The following is a 17,561-nucleotide window of genomic DNA, read 5'->3' as shown; positions in this document are numbered from 1 at the left end:
CAGCTGATTCGCATGAGGTTTGTCAGGTCGGTCCGCGTGCGCGGGCTGTCCGCGGACACTGACCACGCGTCAACGGACACCGTCCGTACACCTGCCATGACGCCGATTGCGTCCGGAGGACCGGGCGGGCTAGCCTCCGACGATCGGGACCACGAGGGTCCCTCGAGGAGTGCTACATGAAGAAACGCTATGCCCTGCTCGCGGCAGGGCTCATGTCCCTGGTCGGCAACGCTTTCGCCGCACCCGCATCCTCCGATGCCATCCCCGATATCCCCTTTACCCGCTTTCAGCTGCCGAACGGACTCACCGTGGTGGTCCACGAGGACCACAAGGCCCCGGTCGTCGCGGTCAGCATCTGGTATCACGTCGGCTCGGCCGACGAGCCGGCCGGCAAGACCGGCTTCGCGCACCTGTTCGAGCACCTGATGTTCTCCGGCTCGGAAAACCGCAAGGGCACCTACTTCCAGCCGTTCGAGCTCGCCGGCGCCACCGACATGAACGGCACCACCTGGTTCGATCGCACCAACTACTTCGAGACCGTGCCCACCACCGCGCTCGACATGGCGCTGTGGATGGAATCCGATCGCATGGGCCACCTGCTCGGCGCCATCGGCCAGAAGGAACTCGACACGCAGCGCGGCGTGGTGCAGAACGAGAAGCGCCAGGGCGAGAACCGACCCTACGGCCGCGTGGACGAGAACATCCTCGTCAACACCTATCCGGCCAACCATCCCTACCACCACGACACCATCGGTTCGATGGCCGACCTCGACGCGGCCTCGCTGGCGGACGTGAAGAAGTGGTTCCACGACTACTACGGCGCCGCGAACACCACGCTCGTGCTCGCCGGCGACATCACCGTCGCCGAGGCGAAGGCCAAGGCCGAGAAATACTTCGGCGACATCCCCGCCGGCCCGCCGGTGCCGCGCCAGCAGGCGTGGATCACGCCGCTGCAGGCGTCGACGCGCGGCACCCAGCACGATCAGGTCGCGCAGACGCGCATCCTGCGCACGTGGGTCGTGCCGCAGCTCGGCACCGACGACGCCATCCAGCTCGACCTGGCCACGACCGTGCTCGGCGGCGGCAAGACTTCCCGTCTCTATCAGCGGCTCGTCTATCAGGACAAGCTCGCCGACGACGTCAGCATGGGCATCTCGCCCTTCGCGCTCGCCAGCCAGGTGCAGCTGAGCGTCGACGTGCGCAACGGCGTCGACCCCGCGAAGGTGGAAGCCGCCATCGCGGATGTCTGGAGGGACTACCTCGCCAAGGGCCCCACGGACGACGAGCTCGCTCGCGCCAAGGTCGTCAACCGCGCCGGGTTCGTGCGCGGGCTGGAAAAGGTGGGCGGCTCGGGCAAGGCGGCGATCCTGGCCGAGGGCCAGGTCTACCGGAACGACCCCGCGGCGTACAAGAAAGACCTCGCCCGCGCGCAGGCCGCCACGGTCGGCTCGGTGCTTGCGGCCTCGAAGACCTGGCTCGCGAAGGGCGACTACACCCTCACCGTGCTGCCCGCCGCACCCGGGTTCGACCCGGCGGCCGAGGACAAGGCGGTCAAGGGTCTGGGACCGTCGGACCATCGCCCGGACGCCGTCATGCCGAAGCCAGCCGACTACACGGTGGCGAAATCCACCGTGGATCGCTCGAAGGGCGTGCCGTCGGTCGACACCTTCCCCGACCTCGTCTTTCCCAAGCTGCAGCGCGGCAAGCTGAAGAACGGCATCGAGGTGATCCTCGCCGAGCGGCATACGGTGCCGATCACGCAGGTGCAGCTGCTGTTCGACGCCGGCTACGCGGCGGACCAGGGGCGCAAGCTCGGCACCGCCAGCTTCACGTCGACCCTGCTCGAGGAAAGCACGACCTCGCTCGATTCGGTGGAAGTCGCCCGTCGCAAGGAGCGCCTCGGCGCCTTCGTGAGTGCGAACTGCACGCTCGATACGTGCGGCGTCGGCCTCAACGCGCTGAACGAGCAGCTGACGCCGTCGCTCGAACTGTTCGCGGACATCGTCCGCAACCCCGCGTTCAAGGCGGACGACATCGAGCGCATCCGTGGCCAGTGGCTCGCGGGCATCGCGCAGGAGAAAACGGAGCCTACCGGCCTCGCGCTGCGTTCGTTGCCGCCGCTGCTCTACGGCAAGGATCACGCGTACGGCATTCCGTTCACGGGTAGCGGCACGGAATCGGCGATCAAGTCGCTGAAGGCCGCCGACCTCGTCGCTTTCCAGCGCGATTACCTGCGGCCCGACAATCTGCGCATCCTGGTCGCGGGCGACACGACGCTGGAAGCGATCCTGCCGCGACTCGACGCCGTGTTCGGCGACTGGACGCCGCCCGCGACGCCGGTGCCGAAGAAGAACATCGGTCAGGTCGCCGTCCAGCCGAAGCCGCGCGTGTTCCTCATCAACCGCACGGACGCGCCGCAGTCGCTGATCCTCGCGGGCCTGCTCGCGCCGTCGACCAAGGCGCCGAACGCGCTCGACCTCGGCATCGCCAACGGCGCCTTCGGCGGCACGTTCACGTCGCGACTGAACATGAACCTGCGTGAGGAGAAGCGCTGGGCATACGGGGCGGGTAGCATGCTCTCCGATGCCAAGGGCCAGCGCCCGATGCTCTTCTACGCTCCGGTGCAGACCGACAAGACCGCCGAATCCGCTGCGGAAATCCTCAAGGAATCGAAGGACGTCATCGGGGCCAAGCCGCTGACGGACGACGAGATCGCGAAGATCCGCGCGCAGCGCGTGCGCGCCTTGCCCGGCAGCTACGAGACCACCAGCGCCGTGCTCAGCGCCCTCTCCGGCATCGTGATCTACGACCGTCCGGACGACTACGTGCAGACGCTCAAGTCGCGCATCGAAGGCGTGGACCGCAAGGATGCCGAGGCCGCGCTGTCCGCGGTGATCCGGCCGGACGCGATGACGTGGGTGATCGTCGGCGACCTGCGCAAGATCGAGGCGCCGGTGCGCGCGCTGAACCTCGGCGAGGTGCACGTGATCGACGCAGACGGCAATCCTGCGAAGCCGGTCAAGGCACCCGTCGGCTCGAAGGCGGCGGCAAAGCACACGCCGTCGACGCCCGCCGCGGGAGAGTGAGCGACACGGTGGCGCGATCGCAAGCGTCGCGCCACCGCCGTCATCCCGTTAGCATTAGCGCCGATCGATTTCCCCGGAGTTCCGCCATGCGCAAGTACCTCATCTTCCTCGCCCTTCCGTTCGCACTCTCCGCCTGTAACTGGGGCATCAAGCTCGACGACAACGCACGCAACATCCGCACGGCATGGAACGGCGACGTCGGCAGCTGCCGTGAGCAGGGCAAGGTCACGGTGTCGGTGATGAACCGCGTGGGCCCCGTCGATCGCAGCGACCTCAAGGTGCGCGACGAACTCGAAGTCCTTGCGCGCAACGAAGCCGCGAAGATGGGCGCCGACACGATCAAGCCCCTCGGCGAGCCGCGCGACGGCTCGCAGGACTGGGCGGCCTACACCTGTGGCACCCGTAGCCTGCCGGCGTCCCCGTCGGCGGCACCGGCAACGCAGCCCGCCAATCCGGCACCGCAGGGCGGTTTCGAAACGGTTCCGCTCAAGAACTGATTCCGGAGCGCTTCGCTCGCGACCCGGCGCGTCAGCGTGACGCGCCGGCCGCCGAACAACCCTGCACCAGGCCTTCGTCGAACCATTCGCGCAGCAGCGTGCCGGCCTCGGCCGCCACGTCGATGGCCGGTACCCGGGTGCCGAGCCAGGCGCATACCTCGCCAAACGTCGCCCCCGACATGGCCAGCGACAGGCAGATGGCATCGCGCGACGGCAGCGTGGCGAAACGTGGCGCGAGGTGCCGGCGCCAGACGCGTACCGTGGAGGGCTCCGTCAGCGTTACCGCATCCGGAACGGGCGACGACGCGGCGAGCGCGGCCCATATCGTCGCGGCGTTCGTGTGCAGTCGGTGGAGGCGTACCGACGGTACGAAGCGGAACGTCGCCTCGCTCCAGTCATCCACGGGGCAGTCGCGCAGTGCGATGGACGGTACATCGGGGCCATAGAAGGCATCCCTGAGTGCCTCGTCGATCCAGGCCACCTCGGCGACCGCTTGCGGAACCGTGGCGAGGCGCTGGAGGAAATCCGGGAACGTGGCGCCATAGCCGTTGAGGCTCCACGCGTGCGAGGGATGGCCTTCCGCGTACGCATGGGCCATGGCCGCGAAACGCTCGTGGCCAAGCAGGCGTTCGGTGCGTTCGAAGGTGTCGCGCAGGGCCTCCACGAGGCCGCCGCGGTAATTGCCGAGATGCACGCGCCATCCGCGCGCATCGGCGACCGGCGGCTCGCCACCGTCGAGGAGTGAGCCGACGAACCGGCGCTGCAGCAGGGCGAGCGTCATGCCGCCACGCGGGCCGACACGCCGGCGATGCGACGGGCTTCGTCGAGCTCGTCGAGTAGTGTCGCCAGGGGCGGAATGTTTCCGTCTCGCTCGATCATGGTCGCGACGGGGCCGAGGCGTTCCATGAAGCGGGCATACAGATCCCACACCGGTGACGGGACGGGCGCATCGTGCGTGTCCACGAGGAGATCCTCTCCCCGACTGTGGCCGGCGAGATGGATCTGCCGGATCCGGTCGACGGGCAGCGTATCGAGCCAGTCCTCGACACGCTGGCCATGGTTAGTCGCGCTGACCACGATGTTGTTGACGTCGAGCAGCAGATAGCACCCTGTGCGGGCGCAGAGTTCGGCGAGGAACGACGCTTCGGTCATCGCGCCGTCGAACGAAAGATAGGTCGATGGGTTCTCGACGACGAGGGGCCGGCCGAGCGCCTCCTGCGCCACCATGATGTTGCGTGCGACGACGTCCAGCGCCTCGTCGGTGTACGGCAGGGGAAGGAGGTCGTGCGTGTGGATGCCATCGACGCCGGTCCAGCACACGTGGTCGGACACCCAGAGGGGATCGAACCGGTCCGCGAGGAGGCGCAGGCGGCGAAGGTAGGTCGCGTCGAGCCCGTCGACGGCGCCGATGTTCATCGACACGCCGTGCAGCGCGAGGCGGTAGCGCGCACGCACCTGCTCGAGTACGTGCAGCGGCTTGCCGCCGTCGACCATGAAGTTTTCCGAGATGACCTCGACGAAATCGAGCGGCTGCCGGGCTTCGAGCACGTCCGCGTAGTGCGGCACGCGCAAGCCGAGGCCGAAACCGGCGAAGGAAGGAAGTGCGGACGGTGCCATCGTGCTCTCCTCGAAGGCCCGGCCGACGAGCGGCCGGGCCGGGTCCATCAACCCGCCGGCGGCGTGGTGCTGCCACCCTGCGCCTTGCACTCCTGCACGGAAACCTCCTTGAAACCCTGGCCCTTGCAGCTGTTCTGGCCCTTGCACTCGTGGCTGCCGGACTTGCAGTCCGACGTGCCCTTGCACGAGTTGATGCCGTAACAGTGGACGGTCTTGCCGGCCGCCTGTTCGGCCGCCTGCGCTGGCGCGACGATGGCGGCGGTGGAAACGGCGAACAGCGCCGCGGCGGCAGCGATACTTTGCGAAGCGGTATGCATGGTGATACTCCATCATGTGAAGGAATGCCGGACCGGCACACATCAGTTCGTCCGGCGATGGCGCCCGGTTACAGCGCGATGAGATGTCGTCAGCGCACGCCGATGGCGCGATCCACCGACCAGCGCCCCGCGCCGCGGGCGATCAGGTAGAGCAGGATGGCCGCCCATGACAGATGCGTCGGCCACGCGTCGGGGTAGACGAAGATTTCGATGATCGTCGACATGCCGAGCAGCACGAACGCCGACAGGCGCGTGAAGAGCCCGAGCACCATCAGCACGGGCACGAACGTCTCCACCGCGGCGGCGGCGTGCGCCGCTATCTCGGGTGGGACGAGGGGCAACGCGTATTCGCTGCGGAACAGCTCGTAGGTGCTGGCGGTGATCGTCAGGAAGCCTTCGACCTTGGTGCGTCCGGACTGGAAGAAGATCGCCGCGATGGCGACGCGTCCGGTCAGCGCGATGAGGTCGCCACCGATCCATCGTTCGAGGTGCGCGGTCAGAAGATTCCATCGATCCCGCAAGGAGCGGGGGCGGGCGGCGAGGGCGGTGGCTGGGTTCATGGACGTTTCCTTCAGGCGGTCGTCAGTGCGCGCGCCTGGAGCAGGTGGGAGAACACCCGATCGGCGGGGACCGCCGGGTGCAGCGAGGCGACACGATCGATGCAGCGCGCCAGCGTGGCGCCTCCACGGCACGCGTCGAGGAAGTCGAGTGCCGCGCCTTCCGTGGTCGTCACCTCGACCTCGTGCAGCGGACGGGTGATCAGCGTGACCTGCGGTGTCCATGCGAGGTCGTCACCCACGGCGCGCCCCTGTCGACTCGCCTCCCAGATGGCGAAGGCGGGCGTCGCCGCGGCAAGGATGCGCGTCGCGGGATGAGGGGCGACGGCCAGCTCACCCAGTGCGCAGGCGTCGAGCGCGCGCAGGGCCGCGACGTCGAGGGACCGCGCATCGGCGGCGAACTGGCTTTCCAGAAAGAAGCGATCGAGCCGGGCGACATCGGCCAGGTAAGGCAGGTGCCGCGCGGCGGGTGCCGCGGCGAGGAACGCCGGAAACGCATCGCCGTAGGTGCTCGACCGAGGGTCGCCCGGCGGGCAGGCCACGGCATAGGCGGCAGCTGCGGATCGGAACCACTCGGCGCCGACGAGGCAAGCGACGGCCGGATAGTTGGCCTCGAGCGCGTCGATCGCGGCCTGTCGCGTGGTGCCGTAGTGCACGGCGAAACCTCGCACGCCGTCCCACGGCGCCGCGGGCGCCTCGCCCACCAGCGCCGCCTGGAACGAGCGCTGGAACCGCGACAGGGAGGCCGCCGGGCGAGGCATGACCTCAGCCCGTCTTGGTCAGCGAGCCGTTGCCCTTGGGCGTCCTGATCGACGTGCAGGTGCCGGCGGGTACGTTCTTCCATGCGTTCTTCTGGTAATCCGCCTTCGCGGTGCCGGCGCACGTGGTGCCTGGACCCGCCGCGCAATCGTTCTGGCCCGCCTTCGCGACGCCCCAGCATTTTTCGACGGCCGGCTGCTTGCCGCTTTGCTTCTCATCGGCATGCGCCACGCCCGCGACGAGGGCGGCGACGGAGAAAGCGAGCGACGTGACGTAACGGTGTGACATGGGAGCTCCCGTCATGCCGGACCCGGGTGGCCGGCTTCATGGACGAGTTCGTCGGCCGGGTCGCGACGGTTACAGCCGGCCATCGAGAAAAAATTTTTCGTCGCGCTGTAACCGCCGGGCGGCGCCGGACGAACTCGGGATCATGGACGCCATGCCGATCACGCGACTCATGCCTCGCCATGCGGATCGTCGCGTCGCCTGGTCTACACTGCCGGGCGCCGTGAACCGCATGGCGCGCATCCCCCTGGACGGAGCGTCAATGATCCCCGAGCGGACATGCGACCCAGCGGCCGAACGACGCACGCAGGTCGAGGACGAACTGCGCGTTCGCCTCATCGCCGGCATGGCTGGCGACGGCGTCGCGTATCGCGGCTTCCTCGATCGGCTGGCCCCCTACCTGCGCGCCTATCTGCGCCGGCGCCTGCCGCGGGCGCTCGAAGACGTCGAGGACATCCTCCAGGACACCTTGCTGGCCGTGCACAACGCGCGGCACACCTACCGGGCGGGCGAGCCGGTGACCGCGTGGATTCATGCGATCGCCCGCTACAAGCTCGTCGATTTCTTCCGGGCGCACGCCCGGCGCGAAGCGCTGCACGATCCGATCGCCGACGACGACCTGTTCGTCGCCTCCGACGACGAGCCGGCCGACGCGCGGCGCGACGTGGGACACTTGCTGCAGATGCTTCCGGACCGTCATCGCTTGCCCATCCAGCTGGTCAAACTGCAGGGACTCACCGTCGCGGAAGCCGCGGCACGCAGCGGCCTGTCCGAATCCGCCATCAAGGTCGGCATTCATCGCGGCCTGAAGGCGCTGGCCGCCCGCATCCGGGGTGACGCATGAAGACCGACGATCTGGTCGCCCTGCTGGCGCGCGAACCGTCCCCCACGCCGGCTCGCCGCGACGCGCGGCGCCGCTTTGTCCTGGGTCTCGTGGCCGGTACGGCCGCATCCACCGCGCTGATGCTCGTGCTGCTCGGCGTGCGCCCCGATCTGTCGACCGTGATCCACGACCCCGCGTTCTGGGTGCGCCTCGCGCTCCCTTCCGCGGTCGCCGTCGCCGCCCTGCTGGTGAGCCTGCGCCTGTCCCGCCCGGCGGCGCGGATCGGCACGCCCCGATGGGTCGCGCTCGGCCTGCCTTTCCTGCTCGCGTGGATGCTCGCCGCCATCGTTCTGGGCGGTGCCGAGGCCGCGCAGCGCGGCGCGCTCGTCCTGGGACACACGTGGAAAGTCTGCTCGGTGCTGATCACGTTGCTGTCGCTGCCCTCGATCGTCGCCGTGTTCTGGGGTATCCGCGGCATGGCGCCTGTCCGGCTGCGTCTCGCCGGCGCCGTCGCGGGGCTCCTCGCCGGGGCGATCGCCGCGATGGGCTACTGCTTCCACTGCCCCGAAATGGCCCCGCCGTTCTGGGCGATCTGGTACGTCGTCGGCATGCTGGCGGCGGCGGGCATCGGCGCGCTCGCCGGACCGCGCTGGCTGCGCTGGTGATCGTGCCGCCGTTCCCGGTCTGACCCGTCGCCGCGTGGCGCGATCATCGGCCATGCACGGCATGGCGCTCAGGATGCATCCGGAAGGGGGTGGCCCTGCGTATGCATGGTGACGAACCGATGCCCGGAGCCGATCATGCACCTCCTACGATGGATCGCCGTCGCGCTTGCCTGTCTCTCGGCCAGCGCCTGCTATCCGCTACGCGATACCTCGAAGCCGCCGGCGGTGCGCCGCCTTGCCGCCGAGCAGGCGCCGCGTCGCGTCGTCCTCGTCTTGCCGGGGATCGGGGACAACCTGGACTCCCTTCAGGCGGGTGGCGTCGGTGACGCGATTCGTTCGGCGTGGCCCGACGCGGACGTGGTGTTCGTCGAGATGACCATCGGTTACTACAAGGACGAGCGCGCGATGCCCGATCTGCACGCGCTGGTGGAGCAGGAGCGCGCCCGGCACGCGGAGGTATGGCTCGTGGGCGCCTCGCTGGGCGGCATGGGTGCGCTGCTTTACGACACGGCGTATCCCTGCGACGTCGACGGCATCGTGCTGCTCGCGCCGTACCTGGGCGACGACGCGATGCTTCGTCGGATCCGCGACGGCGGCGGTCTCGCGCGTTGGCAGGCGCCCGTCGCGGCGCCGCCCGACGCCGCGAACTGGCAGGAGCAACTGTGGCGCCGCGCGAAGGCGTGGTCGATGGAGGGCGGCGATCCGCGCGTCTGGCTGGCGTGGGGCGCGGACGACAAATTCGCCCGCAACATGCCGCTGCTGCGACCCGCGGTGCCCGACGCTCACGTGATCAGCGGGGATGGCGTGCACGCCTGGCGCTCATGGACCCCGCTGGCGGCGCAGGTGTTCGCCAGGGCGGGCGACGCGCCACGAACGACGCCGGCGGCGTGCCCGAAGTCCTGATTCCCGGCCCGGTCAGGCGCGGCCGCTGAGGAAATCGTCCAGCTGCGAGAATTGCCCGGGAAGCCCTTCGGCCGATCCGGCGAGAGCGTCTTCCAGCGCTTCGCTGCTCGGATAGCGTTCCCGGTACGTCACGAGCGTCTTCCCGTCGCGCTCCACGAACGTCACCGTGGTGAGCGCGCCATCGTCGCTTTCCTCGTTCGTCCAGACGATGCGCTCGTTCGGGATCACCTCCTTGTACGTGCCGAAGAAGGCCATCGGCTCGCCTGATTCCGGGTTGCGGAACTCGAGGCGATACGAACCGCCCTCGCGCACGTCGAGCCGGTGCGAGAGCAGGGCGGAAGCGAAGGCCTTCGGAACCCACCAGCTGATGAACGCATCGGGATCGCGCCAGGCTTCGAACACGTGACGGGCGGGTGCGGCGAACGTGCGCCGGACCACGAGCGCGCGGTCGGACTCGCGTTCCACGGTCGTGGCGGCGGACTGGGCGGGCGTCTTCTCAGGCATCGGTGGCTCCCTTGCGTAGCGGGTGATTGAGTTGTGCTTATTTCGCGCGTTCGAACGGGCGCATCGCTGGGTCACTGGCGCCACGCTCCTTCTGCAACGTGGCTTTCTCCCTTACGTCCGTGTAGCCCTCCGTCACGTCGGCGATCGTCGGCTCCATCGGTGTGCAGTCCTCATCCTGCAGACTATGAGATTGACCCGTCCCGACGCCGGTACCAGGGCTCATAAGACGTTTGATCGGAAATCAAGCACACAACGTCTGCAAGAGCAACGCATTTTCTCTCGTCAAAGAGGTCGGTCACCGGTCTCCGTCGTGCCCTCGAACGGGCGACTGGTTGGACTTCCGCCCGGAAGGCTCGTCCACTGGACCTTTCCCCACATGCCGCCGAGGCCGAAGTACAGCCTCGACCGGGCGAAGCACTTCTCCCCACCCGCTTCCATCGCGAACATCGCCGCCGTGATGAGGGCGGCTGAATTGCCGTATTCGGCGACGCGCTGATATTCACCGAATGCCTCTTTGAGGCGCCCGGCCGCCTCGTACTCGTGGCCGCGCTTCCGCCTATTGGCGTAAAAGCCATCTTTGGGCTTAGTTTCCCAGGAGAACTCCGGTTTCGTCAGGACCAAGCTTATGCCGGGGCGATGATCCTATCAGTGCTTCGGAATGATGAATTGCTCATACTGGCGCGTAACGTCAGCGATTGTCGGCGCGTTAGGCGTGCAATCCGCGTCCTTGCATGCAGAGATCATCAAGCGTCCAGCTCTGAAACCCCAATCGGATGGATCGCGATCTGGTGGCAGCACGAGAAGCCTCAGATCACAGCTTCCGTCCTGCCTAAGCCGCACGGACATTGCATGCCATGATCTGCCGCTCCAAGGAACATTGGCTTGATGTCCGATCGGCTCAACCGTGTCAGCAAGGCCCTTGCGGCAGCCTACCGGCTCGAATATCACCAGTAAAGACGTGGGGCGATGCATTTCCTGAAGCACCCATGTGTGGTCCGAAGTGTAACTTTGGCCCATCGCTTGTTTGCTTGTTATCTCGACGCTGCCTTGATGGATACACCAAGCTTTCTGCCGGACTTCGCATGCTAAAGGGAAGGATGCCGTAGAGGCTGGCTCCTTGCGCTCCGCCGACGCTGGGATTTTCCCGGAGTTGAGACTTGCATAGGCGAGCAGTAAAGTGAATGCGGTGATCATTTAGCACCTTCCATTCGCAGCTTTGACGCCAGGCGCACATGTATTCGTACGCGCCGGCTAATCCTCTGCCTCGCCCCCTTGGGTCTGCTCCTGCGATCAGCGGGACGTTGACTCCACGAATTTACGCCGAAGAGCGAGCCAAGGGTGAACTGCTAAGCGCGTCTTAGTGATTGGCCTTGTCGGCCAGCTCCTCGGGAACATTCGCCCCAATCTAGTCGCTTAGATCAAGCTTGATGGCAGGCAGGGCCATGGCATCCTCAAGCACACGCGGAAGTGCGCGTATCTCGTCGAAGTTCTTGATGACATCTTCAGCCGGGACGCGCACCTCAGCCCGCATGATGGTGGGGTGTCTAACGAACGCCATCCATGCCTTGTCAAGTGCGGCTCTGGGATCTTTGTCGAGATAGAGGGAGTTTCGCATCCACCAATCACGTATCTCGTTCCCGACATCGAGATGGTCAGCTTCGGCAGCGAAAAACGGTCTGGAGCATGCGCATCGAAAGCCGGTAGGCGTCCTGGTGCACCTCGAGTCGCTTCTCCAGTGCAGCGGACCGCATTGAGTAGTGCGCACGCAGCTCTTCGGTGAGCTTGGTGAGGCCGCGGGCGTTCCCGTCTTTGATGTTCTCGACGATCTCGGTCAGCTCCTCCAAGTCCTCTTTCGTCGCAAGGTTCTTGGCCTTCTCGCCGGTGTAGGTGCGAAGCATGGACAAACCGAGGCCGCAAAGGAAAGAGATAACGGCTATCGCCGCAGCATACGCAAGGTCCATGTACATCCCCTATCGATCCCGAATCCCGTAACGCGCGCGTGCCCGTGCCAGCGCACCGTCTATACCCTGCGACCTTCGGCGAGCCCGCACAGCCGCGATGCCGCCGACCAGCATACCGATCAGCACCACAGCGCCTACGGCGAAGAACGCAAGGTCGATCCAGTCATCCAGTTCTGTGTGCTGGTGATAGCGCCGCGGCCGGAAGGCCAACTCGGCAAGGCCTGCGATGTTCATGTGTCATTTCCCCTGTACAACGTTTCCCTTATCCCTGCGATACGCGTACGTGCTCGCGCCCAGTGTAATCCAACCGCAGCACGGCTCAGGGGCCAAGCATGTCCACCTTCGACTATTCCCGCCGATCGTTCCTGGGTTCGACGGGAACAACGAGGGCGACGAGTACAGCGCGGCTCAGTTCCTCGTTGACGAGATGGGTAGATTCGGCAGCTACAAGGGCAGAGCGATGTAGCAATCGCATGCTCGCGGTCTTCGGGCCGATCCGGGGCAGCATCGCCATGCGCCATCCGGTCCTGCTTACGGATCAGGAAATCATCGCTGTCATGAATGCCTGATCGCTTCACAACGTTCTAGCCCGCGCAAGAATCCCATCATCGCATTGGTGTGTCCTTCGGGCGCAGCGCAGGAGCAGTGCCCTTAGAAGTGGTGGAGAAGGCAGGGGTCGGGCAACTCCGATTGATCCCATGCGCCAAGGCTTGAAAAGCAAGCCACTTCAGCATTCCAGTTTTGAGCGAGGCGCGACGGCGCCGGCAGGCCCTCCAAGCCAGGCACGAAGGGTTCGAGTCCCTTGCTTCGCTCCACTTTTTTGCTGTGTGGGACCGGTGCTTACGGTCCAGCGAGATTGGCCGATGAGACCTCGGCAGCGCAGCGACGGTACCAGCTGCGAGGGTTCGATACCTTGACGGGTGCAGGAGACCCCGGACCGGACGCCCCTCCCAGCCGTTGCCGCGCAAGGCGGCCGTCCTGCACCCCAAATCCATTGAGCCGACGGTCGTTAAGGCGACGAAGGGAGGGGCCAGATCTCGAGTCGCTCGACGAAAAGCGGGAGCTTATTCAATTACACATATTGAATATACACAAATGAACTATATACTTATGGAGTAACCACCGCCGGAGCGCCGCCATGCGCGATTTCGCCACCACCGAAGCCCGTCTCGACATCACGATCGCCAAGTACCCCGCCTTCCCGCGGCAGCCTGCGATCGTCACGCGCCTGGTGAAGCATCTCTTCAAGGAGATCAACGACGACGCGAACGCGGCGATGCGCCAGTACGGCCTGAACCACCCCGAGTACAACATCCTGATGATGCTGTACGGCACGCCCGACAACAGCCTGCATCCGTCCGAGCTGGCCGACGTCGCCGGGGAAAAGTCGGCGAACGTCACGCGCCTGACCGGTCAGCTCTGCGACAAGGGCTACATCGTCCGCTCCGGCAGCGAGGACGACCGGCGCAAGGTCACCCTCACGCTCACCCCCGAAGGCGTGGAGGCGATCGAGGGCTTCCTTCCCGACATCGTCACGCTCCTTCACCGGCAGACCCGTAACCTGACGTCCGACGAGCAGGGCCAGCTCGAGGTCCTGCTGAAGAAGATGCTTGGTGGGTTCGGGGAGTAAGCGAGCGCGCCATGTCCGCATCGACGGCCTCAACCAGGGTTCCGCTCACCCGCGACGTACTCGCGAACACGCTGCGCGAGGAAGCGTCGGTGTGGCTGTTCGTCGCCAAGACGCTGACGGCCCTCTTCGTCGCGGGCTGGATCGCGATGCGCGTGGACCTTCCCGCGCCGTCCACCGCGATGATCACGACCCTGATCGTCGCCAATCGCCAGTCGGGCCTCGTGCTCGCGAAGAGCTTCTATCGCACGCTCGGCACGTTCGCCGGCGCGTTCGGCGCGATCGCCATCATGGCCACGTTTCCGCAGCAGCGCGACCTCCTGCTCGTCGCGCTGTCGCTCTGGATCGGCCTCTGCGCCGGCGGGGCGACGCTCTATCGGAACTTCAAGGCCTACGCGTTCGTGCTGGCGGGTTATACCGCCGCCATCGTGGCGATCCCGGTCATCGACAACCCGCCGGGCGTCTTCGATTCCGCCGTCGCGCGCCTGAGCGAAGTGCTGCTCGGCGTCCTCGTCAGCGGCGTGATCAGCGACGTGGTCTTTCCCAGCCGCATGCGCGACGTGCTGCGGCGCACGGCCCGCGACCAGTTCGCGCACTTCCTCGGCTTCGTCCGCGACAGCGTCGGCGGTGCCATCCCGCGCGAATCCATGGAGAAGGCGCACCTGCGCTTCGTGCGCGCGTCCGTCACGCTGGAAGACCTGCGCAGTTCGGTCATCTTCGCCGACGCGGATGCTCGTGCCCGCAGCAACCAGATGCGCCTGTTCAACCAGCGGTTCATGGCCGCCTCGACCAGCTTCCAGTCGCTGCATCACCTGATCAACCGCCTCAAGCGCGCGCGTCGCGACCGCGCGGCCGACACGCTCATCCAGCTGTACAGGCCGATCGGCGAGGCGCTGGACGCGCCGATCGAGGCCGGTTCGGCCGCGCGCATCCTGTTGCCTCGCCTGACGGCCGCACGCGACGCGATCGCCTCGTCGCGCGCCGCGTTGCGCGCCACCCTCGACGACGCGCACGACCTGCGCGACTTCGACACCGGCGCGTCGCTGCTGCGGCGCTTCGTCGATGAACTGCACGACTACGTCGACACTGCCGTGGCGCTGCAGGCGCCGCGCGTTATCGCCGGGTCCGCCGAACGCGTGCGTTTCGATCGCGGCAACGACTTCGTGGGCGCCGGCATCGCGACGCTGCGCACGACGCTGGCGATGCTCGCGCTCGGTGTGTACTGGATCGAGAGCGCCTGGCCGCAGGGCGGGGGCGCCATGCTCAACGCGACGATCTTCGCCGGCCTGTTCGCGACCATCCCGAATCCCACGCGCGCCACCTGGGAGCTTACGTGGGGCTATTTCATCGGCATGGTGCTCGGCTTCGTCTGCAACTTCTTCGTGCTGACGCAGCTCGAGGGTTACGGGCTGCTGGTCGCCGGCGTCTTCCCGTTCATCGTGGTGGGCGTGATGCTCATGGCGAGCCCACGCTGGGCCGGCCTCGGCCTGGGCTGGGCGCTCGGCCTCGTCTACATCCTGGCGTTCAAGAACACGCAGACCTACGATCCCGCGCACTTCATCAACGACGCGGTCGCGCAGATCGTGGGCCTGCTGGCGGCGGCGGTGTCGTTCATCGTGATCCCGCCCGCGATCGGCAGCGCCTGGCTGCGGCGCCGCCAGCTCGCGCGCCTGCGCGCGCAGGTGGCGCTCGCCGCGGAGGCGCCGCTGCCCGGCCTGCGCCACCGCTTCGAAAGCGTCAACCACGATCTCGTCAGTCAGATCGCCGCCCAGACCGAGCCCGGGAGCAGCGACTCGCGCGCGTTGTTCGCCTGGGCCCTCGCGGTGCATGAGACGGGACGCGCGTTGATCGAACTGCGCCACGACATGGTCCGTCGCGGCGTGCCGTCGACGCTCAAGCCCTATCTGGACGCGGCGTTGCGCAGCCTCGCCCGCTTCTACGAGAAGCCCGACGCGCCGGGCTACCTGCTGGCGCGCGACGCGGTCGCCACGGCGATCGCGAGCGTCGGTGAGCACGACGACAGCGCGCACCTCATCGAACACCTGCACCTCGTCCGCATGGCGCTGCTCGATGGCGAGTCCATCCTCGCCGCGTACATGCCGGACACCCCGCTGAGCAAGGAGATCGTCCATGCCACGTGAGATCGTTCTGGGCGACGCGCTCGTCCCGGGCCTGCTGATCCTGTTCGTCCTCGCGATCGCGGTCATCTGGCTGCTGGACGCGATCGCGGGACGCTTCAGTCTCTATCGCTTCGTATGGCACCCGCCGCTCTTCCGCCTCGCCGTCTTCGTCTGTGTCTTCGGCGCCTTCGCGCTGCTCCTGAACTAGAGTGATGCCGTCATGAAACTCGCCTCCCTTGTCCGTTTCGCCATCACCGCGCTGGTCGTGGTCGTCGGCGTCGTCGTCGGGTTAGCGCTGTGGAAGCACTACATGTATTCGCCATGGACGCGCGACGGCCGCGTGCGCGCCGAGATCGTGCGCATCGCGCCCGACGTGTCCGGCCTCGTGACCGATGTCCGCGTCATCGACAACCAGACGGTGAAGAAGGGCGACCTTCTCTTCGTCGTCGACCGCGCGCGCTACGAGAACGCGGTGGCGCAGGCGAAGGCGAACCTCAACGCCGCCGAGGCGGCCGCTCGCGCCGCCGGTGCCAACATCAACGCGGCCTTCGCCGGCGCGGAGCAGAGCCGCTCCAACTACGAGATGTACGAGGCGCAGTCGGAGCGTCGCCAGAAGCTGATCAACAACGTCATCTCCGCCGAGGACAAGGCCAACGCGGTGGCGGCGGCGAACGCGGCCCGTGCCGGGTGGCAGCAGGCGCAGGCGAGCACGAAGCAGGCCAGCGCGTCGCAGCAGCAGGCGCTGGCGGCGGTCGCGCAGGCCCAGGTCGAATTGGCGTCGGCGCAGCTCAACCTCGATCGCACCGAAGTGCGCGCCCCGGTGGACGGCTACGTCACCAACCTCGACGTGCGCATCGGCGACTATGCCAGCGCGGGCACGGCGCGCATGGCGCTGATCGACAGCGGCTCCTACTGGATCTACGGGTATTTTGAGGAGACGAAACTCCCGGGCCTGCGCATCGGCGATCCCGTCGACATCCGCCTGATGAGCGGCGGCGTGCGTCTGCAGGGCCGCGTCGAAAGCATCGCCCGCGGCATCACGGACGCCGACAATCCCACCGGCAGCGACCTGCTCGCCGATGTGAATCCGACCTTCAACTGGGTGCGGCTGGCGCAGCGTGTGCCGGTGCGCGTGAAGATCGACACGGCGCACATGCCGCAGGGCACGGTGCTGGCGGCGGGCATGACGGCGACGCTCGTGGTGCATCCGGCGGGCGTGGCGGCCCGCTGAGGGAGCATCAGGCTTCCGCGGGCGCCAGCCGCCGCAGGCGGTGCTGCAGCCAGCGGTCGACATCCGGCCATTCGGTGGCGAGGATGCTGTAGCAGACCGTGTCGCGCAGGGAACCATCGTTTCGGCGCTTGTGCGCGCGCAGGATGCCTTCCCGCTTCGCGCCGAGCCGCTCGATCGCCCGCTGCGAATCCTGGTTGTAGGCGTCGGTGTGGAATTCCACCGCCACCGCGCCGACCTCCTGGAACGCGTTCGAGAGCAGCAGGTGCTTGGTGGCCGTGTTGACGTGGCTGCGCTGCCAGCGCCGCGCGTACCACGTGTATCCGATGGCCAGGCGGGACGGGTCGGGCACGATGTCGTAGTACCGCGTGCAACCCACGATTTGCCCGCTGCCGTTCTCTCGCACCACCCAGGGCGACATCCGGCCTTCTTCCTGCCCGCGCAGGGCGGCCTCGACGTAGTCGGTCATTCGGCCCGGGGCGGGCACCGAGGTGAACCAGAGGTCCCAGAGGTTGCCGTCGGCCGCGGCGCTCTCCAGCGCGGCCACATGGTTCAGCCCGAGCGGCTCCAGCGTGACCCAGCGGTTCTCGAGGCGGACCGTATCCATGGGCT

Annotated in this window: 22 protein-coding genes and 1 tRNA gene; 10 read left to right on the top strand and 13 right to left on the bottom strand. The window is 67.1% G+C overall.

The genetic code is table 11. From position 1 onward, the window contains the following. The first annotated feature begins 176 nt into the window (after positions 1-176). Positions 177-3,086, top strand: a complete 2,910-nt coding sequence (locus BMW54_RS15285) for a M16 family metallopeptidase (RefSeq protein WP_090057658.1) — start codon at positions 177-179, stop codon at positions 3,084-3,086. Positions 3,087-3,172: 86 nt separating this feature from the next. Beyond that, on the top strand, positions 3,173-3,583 hold the full coding sequence (locus tag BMW54_RS15280; protein ID WP_090057656.1) for a DUF4156 domain-containing protein: 411 nt from the start codon (positions 3,173-3,175) through the stop codon (positions 3,581-3,583). Between the two features lie 31 nt (positions 3,584-3,614). Here BMW54_RS15280 and BMW54_RS15275 read toward each other — a convergent pair whose 3' ends face one another. From BMW54_RS15275 to BMW54_RS15250, 6 genes are all read right to left on the bottom strand, one after another. After that, a complete protein-coding gene (locus BMW54_RS15275) occupies positions 3,615-4,364 on the bottom strand; it encodes an HvfC/BufC N-terminal domain-containing protein (protein ID WP_090057655.1) in 750 nt (249 codons plus the stop codon). Continuing rightward, complete coding sequence (locus BMW54_RS15270) at positions 4,361-5,200, bottom strand: MNIO family bufferin maturase (protein ID WP_090057861.1); 840 nt, start codon at positions 5,198-5,200, stop codon at positions 4,361-4,363. The genes BMW54_RS15275 and BMW54_RS15270 overlap by 4 nt, the downstream gene beginning before the upstream one ends. Positions 5,201-5,247: 47 nt before the next feature. Next, entirely contained in the window at positions 5,248-5,517 is a 270-nt protein-coding gene (locus tag BMW54_RS15265; protein WP_090057651.1) for a BufA2 family periplasmic bufferin-type metallophore, read from the bottom strand. 89 nt (positions 5,518-5,606) lie between these two features. Next, positions 5,607-6,077, bottom strand: a complete 471-nt coding sequence (locus BMW54_RS15260) for a DoxX family protein (RefSeq protein WP_090057648.1) — start codon at positions 6,075-6,077, stop codon at positions 5,607-5,609. A gap of 11 nt (positions 6,078-6,088) precedes the next feature. Next, positions 6,089-6,835, bottom strand: a complete 747-nt coding sequence (locus BMW54_RS15255) for an HvfC/BufC family peptide modification chaperone (RefSeq protein ID WP_090057646.1) — start codon at positions 6,833-6,835, stop codon at positions 6,089-6,091. Positions 6,836-6,839: 4 nt separating this feature from the next. Beyond that, positions 6,840-7,121 (bottom strand): BufA1 family periplasmic bufferin-type metallophore, encoded by a 282-nt coding sequence (locus tag BMW54_RS15250; protein WP_090057644.1) that lies wholly within the window; start codon positions 7,119-7,121, stop codon positions 6,840-6,842. Positions 7,122-7,263: 142 nt separating this feature from the next. Here BMW54_RS15250 and BMW54_RS15245 point away from each other — a divergent pair, with 142 nt between their 5' ends. From BMW54_RS15245 to BMW54_RS15235, 3 genes are all read left to right on the top strand, one after another. Continuing rightward, a complete protein-coding gene (locus tag BMW54_RS15245) occupies positions 7,264-7,962 on the top strand; it encodes a sigma-70 family RNA polymerase sigma factor (RefSeq protein ID WP_217642664.1) in 699 nt (232 codons plus the stop codon). Then, positions 7,959-8,606: an NrsF family protein gene (locus tag BMW54_RS15240; RefSeq protein ID WP_090057642.1), complete on the top strand. Its 648-nt coding sequence runs from the start codon at positions 7,959-7,961 to the stop codon at positions 8,604-8,606. The genes BMW54_RS15245 and BMW54_RS15240 overlap by 4 nt, the downstream gene beginning before the upstream one ends. A 135-nt stretch (positions 8,607-8,741) precedes the next feature. Further along, entirely contained in the window at positions 8,742-9,509 is a 768-nt protein-coding gene (locus BMW54_RS15235; protein ID WP_175472889.1) for an alpha/beta hydrolase, read from the top strand. Positions 9,510-9,521: 12 nt separating this feature from the next. On the opposite strand, the gene BMW54_RS15230 is transcribed toward BMW54_RS15235, so the two are convergent. The 6 genes from BMW54_RS15230 to BMW54_RS15210 all read right to left on the bottom strand — a co-directional run bounded on the left by BMW54_RS15230 (position 9,522) and on the right by BMW54_RS15210 (position 12,208). Then, on the bottom strand, positions 9,522-10,013 hold the full coding sequence (locus BMW54_RS15230) for an SRPBCC domain-containing protein (protein ID WP_090057637.1): 492 nt from the start codon (positions 10,011-10,013) through the stop codon (positions 9,522-9,524). A gap of 282 nt (positions 10,014-10,295) precedes the next feature. After that, positions 10,296-10,634, bottom strand: a complete 339-nt coding sequence (locus BMW54_RS15225) for a hypothetical protein (protein ID WP_090057635.1) — start codon at positions 10,632-10,634, stop codon at positions 10,296-10,298. Between the two features lie 24 nt (positions 10,635-10,658). Further along, positions 10,659-11,207, bottom strand: coding sequence for a hypothetical protein (locus BMW54_RS18630; RefSeq protein ID WP_139206123.1), 549 nt, complete (start codon positions 11,205-11,207; stop codon positions 10,659-10,661). Between the two features lie 211 nt (positions 11,208-11,418). Continuing rightward, a complete protein-coding gene (locus BMW54_RS15220; RefSeq protein ID WP_090057632.1) occupies positions 11,419-11,628 on the bottom strand; it encodes a hypothetical protein in 210 nt (69 codons plus the stop codon). A 37-nt stretch (positions 11,629-11,665) separates the two neighbouring features. Next, the gene (locus BMW54_RS15215; protein ID WP_139206122.1) at positions 11,666-11,911 is read right to left on the bottom strand and encodes a hypothetical protein; all 246 of its coding nucleotides are present in this window, start codon (positions 11,909-11,911) and stop codon (positions 11,666-11,668) included. Positions 11,912-11,983: 72 nt separating this feature from the next. Beyond that, entirely contained in the window at positions 11,984-12,208 is a 225-nt protein-coding gene (locus BMW54_RS15210; protein WP_090057628.1) for a hypothetical protein, read from the bottom strand. Between the two features lie 511 nt (positions 12,209-12,719). On the opposite strand from BMW54_RS15210, the gene BMW54_RS18850 reads away from it, so the two are divergent. The 5 genes from BMW54_RS18850 (at position 12,720) to BMW54_RS15185 (ending at position 16,952) form a co-directional block, all read left to right on the top strand. Beyond that, a tRNA-Gly gene (locus BMW54_RS18850) sits at positions 12,720-12,789 on the top strand. Positions 12,790-13,112: 323 nt separating this feature from the next. Beyond that, entirely contained in the window at positions 13,113-13,604 is a 492-nt protein-coding gene (locus BMW54_RS15200; RefSeq protein ID WP_090057623.1) for a MarR family winged helix-turn-helix transcriptional regulator, read from the top strand. An 11-nt stretch (positions 13,605-13,615) separates the two neighbouring features. Continuing rightward, positions 13,616-15,742 carry an FUSC family protein gene (locus BMW54_RS15195; RefSeq protein WP_090057621.1) on the top strand — a complete coding sequence of 709 codons (2,127 nt, stop codon included), beginning with the start codon at positions 13,616-13,618 and terminating at the stop codon, positions 15,740-15,742. Further along, entirely contained in the window at positions 15,732-15,929 is a 198-nt protein-coding gene (locus BMW54_RS15190) for a DUF1656 domain-containing protein (protein ID WP_090057619.1), read from the top strand. The genes BMW54_RS15195 and BMW54_RS15190 overlap by 11 nt, the downstream gene beginning before the upstream one ends. Positions 15,930-15,941: 12 nt before the next feature. After that, complete coding sequence (locus tag BMW54_RS15185; protein ID WP_090057616.1) at positions 15,942-16,952, top strand: HlyD family secretion protein; 1,011 nt, start codon at positions 15,942-15,944, stop codon at positions 16,950-16,952. Between the two features lie 7 nt (positions 16,953-16,959). Here BMW54_RS15185 and BMW54_RS15180 read toward each other — a convergent pair whose 3' ends face one another. Then, positions 16,960-17,556 (bottom strand): GNAT family N-acetyltransferase, encoded by a 597-nt coding sequence (locus tag BMW54_RS15180; RefSeq protein ID WP_090057614.1) that lies wholly within the window; start codon positions 17,554-17,556, stop codon positions 16,960-16,962. Positions 17,557-17,561: the final 5 nt, after the last annotated feature.

This window comes from Luteibacter sp. 329MFSha (assembly GCF_900111665.1).
Classification (GTDB): domain Bacteria; phylum Pseudomonadota; class Gammaproteobacteria; order Xanthomonadales; family Rhodanobacteraceae; genus Luteibacter.
The sequence above is the reverse complement of the archived record's forward strand: the minus strand, read 5'-3'. Positions and strand labels throughout refer to the sequence as shown.

What these genes read in the sequence shown, in the direction of transcription:
- BMW54_RS15230 (WP_090057637.1), bottom strand. Translation starts at nt 10,013, where the DNA reads ATGCCTGAGAAGACGCCCGCCCAGTCCGCCGCCACGACCGTGGAACGC.
- BMW54_RS15190 (WP_090057619.1), top strand. Translation starts at nt 15,732, where the DNA reads ATGCCACGTGAGATCGTTCTGGGCGACGCGCTCGTCCCGGGCCTGCTG.
- BMW54_RS15265 (WP_090057651.1), bottom strand. Translation starts at nt 5,517, where the DNA reads ATGCATACCGCTTCGCAAAGTATCGCTGCCGCCGCGGCGCTGTTCGCC.
- BMW54_RS15255 (WP_090057646.1), bottom strand. Translation starts at nt 6,835, where the DNA reads ATGCCTCGCCCGGCGGCCTCCCTGTCGCGGTTCCAGCGCTCGTTCCAG.
- BMW54_RS15235 (WP_175472889.1), top strand. Translation starts at nt 8,742, where the DNA reads ATGCACCTCCTACGATGGATCGCCGTCGCGCTTGCCTGTCTCTCGGCC.
- BMW54_RS15250 (WP_090057644.1), bottom strand. Translation starts at nt 7,121, where the DNA reads ATGTCACACCGTTACGTCACGTCGCTCGCTTTCTCCGTCGCCGCCCTC.
- BMW54_RS15215 (WP_139206122.1), bottom strand. Translation starts at nt 11,911, where the DNA reads ATGCTTCGCACCTACACCGGCGAGAAGGCCAAGAACCTTGCGACGAAA.
- BMW54_RS15220 (WP_090057632.1), bottom strand. Translation starts at nt 11,628, where the DNA reads ATGCGAAACTCCCTCTATCTCGACAAAGATCCCAGAGCCGCACTTGAC.
- BMW54_RS15185 (WP_090057616.1), top strand. Translation starts at nt 15,942, where the DNA reads ATGAAACTCGCCTCCCTTGTCCGTTTCGCCATCACCGCGCTGGTCGTG.
- BMW54_RS15200 (WP_090057623.1), top strand. Translation starts at nt 13,113, where the DNA reads ATGCGCGATTTCGCCACCACCGAAGCCCGTCTCGACATCACGATCGCC.
- BMW54_RS15180 (WP_090057614.1), bottom strand. Translation starts at nt 17,556, where the DNA reads ATGGATACGGTCCGCCTCGAGAACCGCTGGGTCACGCTGGAGCCGCTC.
- BMW54_RS15285 (WP_090057658.1), top strand. Translation starts at nt 177, where the DNA reads ATGAAGAAACGCTATGCCCTGCTCGCGGCAGGGCTCATGTCCCTGGTC.
- BMW54_RS15275 (WP_090057655.1), bottom strand. Translation starts at nt 4,364, where the DNA reads ATGACGCTCGCCCTGCTGCAGCGCCGGTTCGTCGGCTCACTCCTCGAC.
- BMW54_RS18630 (WP_139206123.1), bottom strand. Translation starts at nt 11,207, where the DNA reads ATGATCACCGCATTCACTTTACTGCTCGCCTATGCAAGTCTCAACTCC.
- BMW54_RS15280 (WP_090057656.1), top strand. Translation starts at nt 3,173, where the DNA reads ATGCGCAAGTACCTCATCTTCCTCGCCCTTCCGTTCGCACTCTCCGCC.
- BMW54_RS15270 (WP_090057861.1), bottom strand. Translation starts at nt 5,200, where the DNA reads ATGGCACCGTCCGCACTTCCTTCCTTCGCCGGTTTCGGCCTCGGCTTG.
- BMW54_RS15195 (WP_090057621.1), top strand. Translation starts at nt 13,616, where the DNA reads ATGTCCGCATCGACGGCCTCAACCAGGGTTCCGCTCACCCGCGACGTA.
- BMW54_RS15260 (WP_090057648.1), bottom strand. Translation starts at nt 6,077, where the DNA reads ATGAACCCAGCCACCGCCCTCGCCGCCCGCCCCCGCTCCTTGCGGGAT.
- BMW54_RS15240 (WP_090057642.1), top strand. Translation starts at nt 7,959, where the DNA reads ATGAAGACCGACGATCTGGTCGCCCTGCTGGCGCGCGAACCGTCCCCC.
- BMW54_RS15210 (WP_090057628.1), bottom strand. Translation starts at nt 12,208, where the DNA reads ATGAACATCGCAGGCCTTGCCGAGTTGGCCTTCCGGCCGCGGCGCTAT.
- BMW54_RS15245 (WP_217642664.1), top strand. Translation starts at nt 7,264, where the DNA reads ATGGACGCCATGCCGATCACGCGACTCATGCCTCGCCATGCGGATCGT.